The following is an 11,256-nucleotide window of genomic DNA, read 5'->3' as shown; positions in this document are numbered from 1 at the left end:
ATCATGGCTAAAACAGTTGGACTAACAGAAGAAGAACTTTACGCACCGGTTAATTGGGCGGATGTAACGGGCGATTTTGAAGAAATTCAATATCATAAATCTGAAGATGGCATCGCGAGAATCACGATTGCACGCCCACAAGTTCACAATGCATTTACCCCAAAAACAGTCAGCGAAATGATTAAAGCACTGGCTGACGCTCGTTACGACGAGGGTGTTGGAGTCATTATTCTTACTGGATTAGGTGAAAAAGCCTTCTGTTCTGGTGGCGACCAAAGTGTTCGTGGCGACTATGGCGGTTACCAAGATGATTCAGGTACACATCATCTCAATGTGTTGGACTTCCAACGTCAAATTCGTACTTGCCCTAAACCTGTTATCGCTTCGGTAGCTGGCTGGGCTGTTGGTGGTGGTCATGTTCTACACATGATGTGTGATCTAACGATTGCAGCAGAAAATGCACAGTTCGGTCAAACGGGTCCTAAAGTTGGTTCATTTGATGGTGGTTGGGGTGCGTCTTATATGGCTCGCATCGTTGGCCAGAAAAAAGCTCGTGAAATTTGGTTCTTATGCCGCTTCTACGACGCACAAGAAGCTTTGGATATGGGCTTAGTGAACACGGTTGTGCCACTAGAGGATTTGGACAAAGAGACTGTTCGTTGGTGTCGTGAAGTACTTCAACATAGCCCAATGGCACTTCGATGCCTGAAAGCCGCTCTGAACGCTGACTGTGATGGTCAAGCTGGCTTACAAGAGCTAGCGGGCAACGCGACTATGATGTTCTACATGACTGATGAAGGTCAGGAAGGACGTAATGCATTTAATGAGAAGCGTCGTCCAGACTTCAATAAGTTCCCAAGAAACCCGTAACCATCGGCTCCAAGGCATTATCAGCCTTGGCGTCATGTTTGTTTGGCCATATTTAGATACATTTTATCGATAGTTTGCTCAAGTAATTTGGGAACTCTCGTAGCGAAATGTGGCCTAACAACGGTGTATTCAACGTCGTCGACTCTCTCATTTTTCGTTGACGACGCATACTTCCTATGAAGTGGGACTCTACTATGAGACAAGCAAAACTCTATCGCTACAGTCTGCCTATGGACAGCGGTGTTATTCTTCGAGAACAAAAACTTACTCACCGAGACGGTTGGATTGTAGAACTGTCTGAAGATGGCCAGACAGGCTTAGGTGAGATAGCCCCTCTACCTAGATTCAGCCAAGAAACATTTGAACAAGCCGGCATAGAAGCACAAAGCCAATTAGAGCAATGGGTCAATGGCAAAGACATAGACTTAGAAGTATGCGTGCCTTCTGTCGCGTTCGGTCTGTCTGCCGCATTAATGGAACTTGCTCACACGCTTCCTCAAACTGGTAATTATCGTGCGGCCCCTTTGTGTAGTGGCGACCCGGATGAACTGATACCTATCTTGAATAACATGCAAGGTACTAAAGTTGCTAAATTCAAAGTAGGGCTGTACGAAACGATAAGAGACGGGATGTTGGTCAGTCTTTTCCTCGAATCAATTCCTGACCTCACTCTGCGACTTGATGCCAATAAAGCATGGACTTTGGACAAAGCTAAGCAGTTTGCCAAACACATTTCCCCATCGCTCAGACAGCGTATCGCGTTTGTCGAGGAGCCTTGCCAAACACCTGGTGATAGTGTGTCGTTTGCCATAGATACGGGGATTGCTATCGCTTGGGATGAAACACTGCAGGCCGCGATTAAAGAGCCTGGATTTTCGGTGAAAGAGCTAACCGGTGTCAAAGCGTTAATCATCAAACCAACCTTAATCGGCAGCTTTGACAAGTGTATTCGTTTGATCGATGAAGCGAGAAGCCATGCTATTCAAGTCGTTATTAGCTCAAGCTTGGAGAGTAGCATTGGTCTTGGGCAGTTAGCGCGCTTTGCTCACTGGCAAGTACCAGCAGAAACACCTGGTTTGGATACCATGCAGCTGTTCGGTGCTCAGCTCGAAACGCCTTGGCCAGGTTGCTTGCTTCCTGTCGAGCGTCTAGCAGACCAAACTTTGGTTTGGCAATCTGAATCCGTGGACAGCTAGTCAGTGGTTTCATCACACTTTTGGGAGCACTGGGCTCAGTCTGCTCCCAACGACATTGCCTTAATTACTCCTCAACGCCAACTGACGTGGGTCGATGTTAAACAACAAGTCGATCAATATCGACAGTTGCTTATTAATAAGGCTGTCAGTCAAGGTCAGGTGGTTTGCCTTATTGGTCGTGCTGAGGAAGCGTTAGTCTTCGCTTATCTCGCTTGCCTCACTCATGGTGCGGTGCCTGCGATTGTTGCCGCACAATCAAGTGAATTACTTGAAGCCAAATTGTCCTCTCTATATCTAGACGGTGAGCGTGCTGTGGTTTGGGATTGCAGTGACTCGACGTTGCTACCAAGTTTGTACTTCCTTTCTCGAGGGACTGCATCGCGACAGTCGTTAGTCTCCGCAAATGTTAATATCGCCTCCATCATTTTTACATCTGGTTCAACAGGGTGTCCAAAAGCCGTTGTCCATGGTAGAGATCAACACATAGCCTCTGCTAGTGGCTTACTTGAGCGCTTTCGTTTCACTGTCGGAGATTGCTGGTTATTGAGCCTACCTATGTACCATGTCTCAGGGTTAGGTATTGTTTGGCGTTGGCTGCAAGCTGGTGCAACGCTCAAAATTGCTAGCGGTGACTTTTGCAAAGACATTTCAGATGTAAGTCACGCCTCGCTGGTGTCTACGCAGCTTAAACGGATTATTGATAATCAATGGCAGACTAAGTTAGAGCGAGTACTACTCGGTGGTAGCCACATTCCTTTGTCACTAATCCAACAAGCAAAAGCCCGACATATCGATGCATGGATGGGCTATGGTATGACGGAAACCGCTTCGACAGTGACCGCTAAACCAGTAGATGAGTGGCCATCATCAGGGCATATTCTTCCTCGACGAGAGCTAAAATTAAGTGGTAATCGTATTTTTGTGTCGGGTGAGACCTTAGCCAAAGGCTACTATTGGCAAGGTCAAATTCTGCCACTGGCATTGGAAGGGCAATGGCTGGATAGCAGAGATCTCGGAGAGTGGGTCAACGGCAATGAGCTTAGAGTGGTTGGTCGTGCTGACAATCTGTTTATTTCAGGTGGCGAAAACGTACATTGCGAGGAGGTCGAAGCTGCTCTCAATGTACAGCCAACGATTACTCAGAGCATTGTAGTGGCGGTAGAAGATGAAGAATATGGGGCGCGATGTGTTGCAGTAGTGCAGTCAACTGCGTTGCCGACGGTCTCTGAACAGCGGCAAAAGCTTTCGGATTCGTTACCAAGATTCAAACAGCCGATCGCCTATTTCTTATTGCCTGAATCTCTTTCGCAATCGGGAATTAAAGTCTCACGTGCTGAAGTGAAAAAATGGCTATCGCAACATCAATCCAATTATGTAGTTATTTCATAGTCCAAAACTGAATTTTCATTACCTAATAGGCTCACCATAATATGAGACATGGAAAAACAGTGAGCCTATGGAATGAACAAATTACTGGTTATCGCAATTGCCCTTCAACTGGCGCTTGCCTTCTCAACAGATGGACTGACAAGAGCGCTTGCGGAACTGACAGCGTTTTTGTTGACTGTAGTGTTGTTCTTCAATGTAAAACAAGGAAAAACAGCAGACCCTGAGACTAAACGAGCGTTAGCCAAGCTAGAGAAGTCGTCGAAATCAACAACCACATCGTAACGCCAAACACCATCGGCTTACTCCCTGCCTGTTTAAGCTTCTCAATTGAGATACTGCAACCAATCAAGAATAGACACACGACCAACAGCTTTTTCGAGACATCAAAAATTCCCTGATATACCACTTCGAACTGAGGTAAGTAGTCGCTTACTAAGATTGCGACACAGTAAAACAAAATGAAGTAAGGGATAGTGATTTTATTTTGCTTGTTGCTAAAAATAGCTGCACTTACTAGGACAACAGGAATAATCCATAGCGCACGGGCCAGCTTTAGTGTCGTAGCTGTCGTGAGTGCTTCCTCACCATAAGCGGAAGCCGCACCGACCACGGATGACGTGTCATGGATGGCGATCGCTGCCCACGTACCGAAAGTATGTTGATCGAGACTTAGCGCGTGACCAATGACGGGAAATACGAATAAGGCGACAGAATTTAGTACGAATACAGTTGCAAGAGCTATACCGATCTTTTCATCATCTGCGTTGATCGCCGGTGCAACAGCGGCAATAGCACTACCACCACAAATGGCAGTACCTGATGAAATAAGGTAACCCGTTTGTTTGTCCAAGCCCATGCGGCGTGCCAAGAACCAACCGATGATTAAGGTGCCAACGATGGTCACTACGATGATTCCAAGTCCATCGCTGGTCGCTTGCATCGCTTGATCTAAGTGGATACCAAAACCAAGTCCGACAATGGAGTAGGCGAGCAACTTTTTAGTGAATTTTGCTAATGGCAGCGTGGTTGGCACTAGGCTGAAAGTTGTTAAAAAGAAGCCAAGTATCAGTGCAATTGGCGAGGAAACCCATGGAGTGAGACAGGCAAGAATTGCGAGAAAAAACAGAGGGTATGAGCGTAACTGGGTGAACATGGAGTACCTTTAATAAAAAGGCGAGAATTTTCTCGCCACATAAAGGAATTGTATGAATTTCGCTAGATCAACAAAACCTAAAATTTCTTAACGAGCGTTCAGTAAAACTAAACGCTCGTTGTTTTGATATGAACAACATCGAAATAAACGAACAAAATCGCTTATGGCGATCAGCGATAATCACCACGAAGTGATGCGACTTTTTCGAACATCGCAGCACTTGATGCTTCTTCAGGTGCTACCGGTGCTCCCGCTTCTAATTCCAACTTAGCTCTAAAGCGAGTTGGGAGCCCTTTACACGCGCGGCCTTTATGTCGACTAAAGTAGCTGCCCCATAATCCCTTTAACGCCATTGGGATGACAGGTACAGGAGAGCGGCGCAGGACAATATCAATACCACGCATAAATTCATTCATCTCACCATCTGAGGTTAGACGTCCTTCAGGGAAAATGCAGACAATCTCCCCTTTAGCTAAAGCTTGTTCGATATCGTTAAACGCTCTTCGAATGGAACCTTTGCGAGAGGAGGAGATAGGTATGACTCCAGCACGTCGTAAAAAGCGACGAACGGGTTTGTAGTTCGCGTAGTCTTCTTCCATGACAAAACGTATGAGTCTTGGGCTTGCCGCACTCATCACCAACGCATCCATATAGCTCACATGATTGCAGACAATCAAGGCGCCACCTTTTTCTGGTAGGTGATGCAGATTTTTATGGGTGATACGGTACATGATGGTAGTGAGTACCCAAATAAGGAAACGAACCACGAAGATAGGAGCTTGCAAAAATAGGTAAGTCGCCATCATAAAGTTCATCAGAGCTAGCACAAGGAACAGTTCGACAATAGTGAGTTCCAGCACTGACAGTCCTACGATACCTAAAACTGCACTTCCAACCATAAATAGCGAGTTATAGATATTGAGGGCAGCAATCACTCGGGCACGTTCAGTTTCTTTAGCCTGTTGTTGCATCAGCGCGTACAAAGGGACGATAAACAATCCACCGGACATGCCGAGTAACAATAAATAGCCAAAAACAGGCCATAAGCTAGAGTGGGAAATAAACTCGCTGAATGAAGTAAACTGAGGCAGCTCTGATGGAACTGCAAAAGCCATAAGCGCGCCAAAAATGGTAATGCCAATGCTGCCTATTGGCACGATGCCGACATCAATGCGATTCTTAGACATCTTATCGCACAACATAGATCCGAGAGCGATGCCTACAGAAAAAAGTGCAAGTAGGAATGAAACGGCCGCTTCATTACCCATCAAATGTATTTTGGTGAAATTCGGAAACTGCGTTAGGTAAGCTGCGCCCAAGAACCAGAACCAACTAATGGCCATGATACATTGGAATACTACGCGGTCTTGGTGAGCAATTTTAAGTGTTTCTTTAGTTTGCTTTACGGGTTGCCAGCGAAATTTTAGTTCCGGTGCAGCCGCAGGCGCTTCTGGAATAGAGCGACTTGAAATGTAGCCAGCCAAGGCAAACAAAACTACACATCCAGCAGCGACGTATTTCGCGCTTTCTGCTGAAGCTATAATGCCGGCGCCTAAGGTTCCCAACAAGATGGCAAGGAAGGTGCCAGTTTCAACCAATGCATTGCCGGACAAGAGTTCGTTCGGTTTCAGTTGTTGTGGCAGAAGTGCGTACTTCACTGGACCAAAAAACGCAGACTGTGTGCCCATTAAGAACAGCAATAACAATAAAATGCCGTAGCTTTCAGTAATAAAGCCAATTGCGCCGAGACACATAATTGCGATCTCAGCCAGCTTTACTTTTCTGATGAACCATGACTTTTCGTATTTGTCGGCAAGTACACCTGCTGAGGCGGAAAACAGAAAGAACGGCAAAATGAATAGACCGGCCGCTAAGTTAATAAACAGGTTACTTGAGATTGGCAGAACCTGTGGTCCTGCAAATGCGACAAACAACAATAAAACGTTCTTAAAAATATTGTCGTTAAACGCGCCAAAGAACTGGGTCACAAAGTAGGGCAGAAAGCGCCTTTGAGATAACAGAGACGCAGATTTCGTATGTGGCATTACCTTTCCTTTTGATTACCAGCTTTGTAAATACTTTGAGATTAGATCTTTGATTAGCTCATCGCCATCGACGGGCTCTGAAGCAAAGAATTTGTCGTCAACACTGAGCAGTGTGATGCCATGAACTCCAGCCCACAGTACGCGACTGGCACGAAGGACTTCTGAGTGAGACTTTTCCGGTTTATAGACAGAAAGCAAGCTCTCCAGCATGCCTGTCATCCCATCGATACGTTGTGATTGCCATTCTGGGAGCGTATCACCGTTCATGTTGTGTTCGAAAATTAATTGCCAACGATACGGGTATTTCTTGGCAAAGTCGTGATAACAGCTCGCGAGAGCATATAACGCTTCTTCGACATTATCAGCTTCATCCACAACCGCTTTTGCTTCCTGTGACAGCTCATCTAGAGTGCGAGCGACAGCGTGCAGTAGTAGCAGATTATAACTGCCAAATACATTCACTAGTGTGCTGGGAACATAACCAATCAGAGTGGCAATCTTCCGAAGGCTAAGCGTGTGATAAGAGTTTTCGCTAAGGTAGTCTTTTACCGTCGTGAGCGTAAGCTCAACAAGCTCTTCCCTGGTATGATCGTTTCTGCGGGCCATGGTTGCGGATCGTTAATTGAACACGGTTCGTTATTTTAGAGGTGTCATGATTAAGCGTCAACTAATGAAGCCTTGTATTGCAGGCTTTGCGCATAGTTTTGAATGCGGTTCTATCTAGCTCGTAACATACGTGCAATATTCTGAAACATGTCGAGGCATCAGAGTGTTTCCTTTAATGCTAAGCTCAGTATATTATGCTTGATGGGTCGTAGTTCATGTATAGTGGTTTCGGCTTAACGTAACAATATAACTAAAGGTCTAGAATGAAACGTTTATTTTCTTTCGTCGCTCTGCTTGTTCTTGCAGTAGCGGTGAATCCGGTAGCTGAAGCGAAGAAGTTCGGTGGCGGTAAATCATTCGGTAAGAGCTTTAAAACAGCTCCAGCTCCGAAACAACAGCAACAGAATACAAATAACATCAGCAGACAGGATCAAAACAAAGCTGGTAGCAGCAAAAAGGGCTTGATGGGCGGTCTTCTAGGCGGTCTATTGGCTGGTGGTTTGTTAGCGGCGTTCTTTGGTGGTGCATTTGAAGGCATCAACTTCATGGACATCCTAATCTTTGGCCTAATTGCATTCGTTATCTTCAAGTTTATGCGAGGGATGCTTGGTGCCAAGCAAGGCAGCATGAATCAGCAGCGACAGCAACCCGCGTTCGGTGGCAACACGCGCAACCAATTTGAGCAGCAACCAAACTTCCAAAACTTCGAGCAGCCGCAAAACGGTGGCGCAGCGACAGGTGGTTTTGGTGCGGCAGGACACAGCGATGTTCCACATAACTACCCACCGGGTTTCGATCAAGCGGCATTCCTAAATGGTGCGCGTGAACACTATCGAATTCTACAAGGTGCTTGGAACCATAACGAACTTCATACCATTGAAGAGTATGTATCGCCAAGCCTACTTCAAGATCTTATGGCTGAGCGTGCAAAACTAGAGGGCGAGCAGCATACTGACGTTATGTACGTAGATGCGGAAATTGTTCGCGCAGACTTCGATGCAAACAAAGCACAGCTGAGCTTGCAGTTCTCGGGTCGTTACCGTGATGCGGTAGAAAGCATCGAAGAGGATATCGAAGATATTTGGCACTTAGAGCGCGATCTTACTGTACCTAACGCGCCATGGCTTATCGTCGGTATTCAAGGTTAATTACCTCAATATCATGTTAAAAACCGCAGTCTGACCACTGCGGTTTTTTTATATTTTGCTGCTGTTTTATTCTATAATTCGGCCTCTCTTTTCTGATACATATAAATTATCCATGCACCAGACATTTTCTAGATTCGCACTTGTGCTTTGCGCTTCTTTGGCGACCACGACTTCATTGCATGCTGAAGAATCAGTGGTGCCTTTATTTGAGGCGACACCTAATCCAACAACAGACACTCTGGATGATGTGTTGAGTATATTTGGTGCAGAGCAAGAGTATGACGCTCAGCAAGGGCTTAACTCGAGCTATATTCCAGCCGTGTTCTATACCCCAGAGCAAGGCTTAGGGCTTGGTCTTTTGTATGTTGGCCTTTATGGTGAACTGTCAGAGGGGGCGGGACAACCTTCGTCTATGGTTATCAACCCATATGCTTCTAGTAACGGATCAATGGGTATTACGTTCAGTAACAAGCACTTCTACAATTCGGGTAACGACCGTATTTTCACTGACATAAAAGTATTTGATGATGCCGCCGTCTACTACGGTCGCGGCTACGAGAACGGCCAACAAGACGATAATAAGGTCAACTTTAAAGAGCAAGTTATTGATATCAAACCTACATGGCTCACGAGAGTGAGAGGCGATTATTTCTTAGGTCTCGGTGGTAACATCAAATCGGTGCGCCCTCATGAAAAGGAATTTGATAATCAGTCAGCGGACTACCTTGCTGATGAGCTAACCGATAACACCAGCTACGGTGTGTTTGTATCTAACGTTTATGACACACGTGATAATGTGACCAACGCTTCTAAGGGCACGCTACTGCAAGCGGATATCGGTTATTACCATGATGCAACCAACTCCGCAGATTTTGGTAAATATTCACTGAAAGCTTCACAGTACCATTCACTGGCACCTGTGCCAGGATTACTGGCTTGGCAAGTACAAGCGAACTTAACTTCCGGGGATGTGCCATGGAATCAACTGCCCGATCTTGGTGGTGCTGATGCTATGCGTGGTTACATACTTGGCCGCTACCGTGACAACCAGATGATGATGGGACAAGTCGAGTACCGCTTGCCTGTGTATTGGCGAGTAGGTGTCGTGTTCTGGGGTGCAGCTGGCACCGTTGCCGATGATGTTTCAGGGCTTTGGGACAATACACTTGCGAGTGCCGGTACGGGTTTGCGCTTAAAGATCAAAGACAAGGTTAATGTGCGTGCTGATATCGGTTATGGTGAACATGGTGGTACCTTCTATTTCCATGTTAACGAAGTCTTCTAAACAGAATTTTTGCGTTGGTTATGTGCATTAGGGTTATGCATTTAGCGAGCGCAATCAAAAATATTAAGGGTTGATAGCTTATATGGACATATCCATATCGCTTGTTGAGCTGGAAGATTGTCACGCTTTGTTATTGTTTGAACGGCAGAACAAAGCGTGGTTTGAGCAGTATATTCCTCCAAGGGATGACGGCTTCTACAGTCAACAAGGTGTGGAAGAGCATATTCGTGAACTGGTACTGTTTCATAGAGCGAAACTTTGCTACCCAATGCTCATTCGTAATAACGAAGGAGAGATTTGTGGTCGAATTAATCTCAATGTCTCTGAAGCCGAGATGAGTTATGCAGAGGTGGGGTATCGAATCGGCGAGGCCTATACGGGAAAAGGTGTTGCTAGTTTTGCGTTGTCACTGCTTTTAGATTACGCAAAAAAAACTGCCGGTCTGAAAACCCTCAAAGCGCACGCATTAACGTCGAACTTGGCCTCACAAAAAGTGCTTGAGAATAATCAGTTCAAGCGCATAGAAAAGATCAACGACTTTGCGGTACTTCATGAGATCTGCTCAGATGCATATTTATATCAGCGTGAGATTTAGAGTCTAAACTAAACTCGAAAATAGCTTGGCAGGTAGTGGTGTCAGCAATACAAAGTGGTAATAACAAAAAAGCCGACTCAGTGAGTCGGCTTTCGTTTGTATGGTGGGGGGGGACGGATTCGAACCATCGAAGGCAGTGCCGTCAGATTTACAGTCTGATCCCTTTGGCCACTCGGGAACCCCCCCAGGGTTTTTATACTTGTTTCGCCGTTTTCCCAACGCAGCGCTTCAAGTTTGTTTAACTGTTAATAACAACTAAACAGAATATGGTGGGGGGGGACGGATTCGAACCATCGAAGGCAGTGCCGTCAGATTTACAGTCTGATCCCTTTGGCCACTCGGGAACCCCCCCAGGGTTTTTATACTTGTTTCGCCGTTTTCCCAACGCAGCGCTTCAAGTTTGTTTAACTGTTAATAACAACTAAACAGAATATGGTGGGGGGGGACGGATTCGAACCATCGAAGGCAGTGCCGTCAGATTTACAGTCTGATCCCTTTGGCCACTCGGGAACCCCCCCAGGGTTTTTATACTTGTTTCGCCGTTTTCCCAACGCAGCGCTTCAAGTTTGTTTAACTGTTAATAACAACTAAACAGAATATGGTGGGGGGGGACGGATTCGAACCATCGAAGGCAGTGCCGTCAGATTTACAGTCTGATCCCTTTGGCCACTCGGGAACCCCCCCAGGGTTTTTATACTTGTTTCGCCGTTTTCCCAACGCAGCGCTTCAAGTTTGTTTAACTGTCAATAACAACTAAACAGAATATGGTGGGGGGGGACGGATTCGAACCATCGAAGGCAGTGCCGTCAGATTTACAGTCTGATCCCTTTGGCCACTCGGGAACCCCCCCAGGAGTTTTTATACTTGTTTGATGTTTTCCCAACACATCACTCAAGTGCGGAGCGCATCATAACAAACTGCGCATAGCTGTAAACCCTTTTTTGAGGATTTTGAATTGAATGGTGCCTT

General features: G+C 46.0%; 10 protein-coding genes and 5 tRNA genes. 7 read left to right on the top strand and 8 right to left on the bottom strand.

Going from position 1 to position 11,256, the window contains the following annotated elements; translation table 11 throughout:
- Positions 1–3 precede the first annotated feature (3 nt).
- The 4 genes from menB to VME0621_RS26180 all read left to right on the top strand — a co-directional run bounded on the left by menB (position 4) and on the right by VME0621_RS26180 (position 3,737).
- A complete protein-coding gene (menB, locus tag VME0621_RS14435; RefSeq protein ID WP_006075264.1) occupies positions 4–870 on the top strand; it encodes a 1,4-dihydroxy-2-naphthoyl-CoA synthase in 867 nt (288 codons plus the stop codon).
- 194 nt (positions 871–1,064) lie between these two features.
- Positions 1,065–2,066 carry an o-succinylbenzoate synthase gene (gene menC / locus VME0621_RS14430; protein ID WP_062462775.1) on the top strand — a complete coding sequence of 334 codons (1,002 nt, stop codon included), beginning with the start codon at positions 1,065–1,067 and terminating at the stop codon, positions 2,064–2,066.
- Positions 2,067–2,069: 3 nt separating this feature from the next.
- Positions 2,070–3,455 carry an o-succinylbenzoate--CoA ligase gene (menE, locus tag VME0621_RS14425; RefSeq protein ID WP_062462778.1) on the top strand — a complete coding sequence of 462 codons (1,386 nt, stop codon included), beginning with the start codon at positions 2,070–2,072 and terminating at the stop codon, positions 3,453–3,455.
- 72 nt (positions 3,456–3,527) lie between these two features.
- Entirely contained in the window at positions 3,528–3,737 is a 210-nt protein-coding gene (locus tag VME0621_RS26180; protein ID WP_082795571.1) for a hypothetical protein, read from the top strand.
- On the opposite strand, the gene VME0621_RS14420 is transcribed toward VME0621_RS26180, so the two are convergent.
- From VME0621_RS14420 to VME0621_RS14410, 3 genes are all read right to left on the bottom strand, one after another.
- Entirely contained in the window at positions 3,682–4,608 is a 927-nt protein-coding gene (locus tag VME0621_RS14420) for a YeiH family protein (RefSeq protein WP_062462780.1), read from the bottom strand. The two genes, VME0621_RS26180 and VME0621_RS14420, sit on opposite strands and share 56 nt — an antisense overlap.
- A 170-nt stretch (positions 4,609–4,778) precedes the next feature.
- Complete coding sequence (locus VME0621_RS14415; protein WP_062462783.1) at positions 4,779–6,653, bottom strand: MFS transporter; 1,875 nt, start codon at positions 6,651–6,653, stop codon at positions 4,779–4,781.
- Between the two features lie 15 nt (positions 6,654–6,668).
- Positions 6,669–7,259, bottom strand: a complete 591-nt coding sequence (locus VME0621_RS14410) for a TetR/AcrR family transcriptional regulator (protein ID WP_038229823.1) — start codon at positions 7,257–7,259, stop codon at positions 6,669–6,671.
- 263 nt (positions 7,260–7,522) lie between these two features.
- Between VME0621_RS14410 and VME0621_RS14405 the strand changes: the two genes are divergently transcribed.
- From VME0621_RS14405 to VME0621_RS14395, 3 genes are all read left to right on the top strand, one after another.
- Positions 7,523–8,407, top strand: a complete 885-nt coding sequence (locus VME0621_RS14405) for a Tim44 domain-containing protein (protein WP_062462786.1) — start codon at positions 7,523–7,525, stop codon at positions 8,405–8,407.
- A gap of 112 nt (positions 8,408–8,519) precedes the next feature.
- Positions 8,520–9,692: a BamA/TamA family outer membrane protein gene (locus VME0621_RS14400; protein ID WP_062462789.1), complete on the top strand. Its 1,173-nt coding sequence runs from the start codon at positions 8,520–8,522 to the stop codon at positions 9,690–9,692.
- 82 nt (positions 9,693–9,774) lie between these two features.
- Positions 9,775–10,287, top strand: a complete 513-nt coding sequence (locus VME0621_RS14395) for a GNAT family N-acetyltransferase (RefSeq protein ID WP_062462791.1) — start codon at positions 9,775–9,777, stop codon at positions 10,285–10,287.
- A gap of 101 nt (positions 10,288–10,388) precedes the next feature.
- On the opposite strand, the gene VME0621_RS14390 is transcribed toward VME0621_RS14395, so the two are convergent.
- From VME0621_RS14390 to VME0621_RS14370, 5 genes are all read right to left on the bottom strand, one after another.
- Positions 10,389–10,473 (bottom strand) — tRNA-Tyr (locus tag VME0621_RS14390).
- A gap of 81 nt (positions 10,474–10,554) precedes the next feature.
- Positions 10,555–10,639, bottom strand: a tRNA-Tyr gene (locus VME0621_RS14385).
- 81 nt (positions 10,640–10,720) lie between these two features.
- Positions 10,721–10,805: transfer RNA gene (locus VME0621_RS14380), tRNA-Tyr, on the bottom strand.
- Between the two features lie 81 nt (positions 10,806–10,886).
- Positions 10,887–10,971: transfer RNA gene (locus VME0621_RS14375), tRNA-Tyr, on the bottom strand.
- An 81-nt stretch (positions 10,972–11,052) separates the two neighbouring features.
- Positions 11,053–11,137: transfer RNA gene (locus VME0621_RS14370), tRNA-Tyr, on the bottom strand.
- Positions 11,138–11,256: the final 119 nt, after the last annotated feature.

Origin of the sequence: Vibrio mediterranei (genome assembly GCF_900088415.1) — a bacterium.
GTDB lineage: Bacteria > Pseudomonadota > Gammaproteobacteria > Enterobacterales > Vibrionaceae > Vibrio > Vibrio mediterranei.
This window is presented reverse-complemented; position numbering and strand designations above follow the sequence as displayed.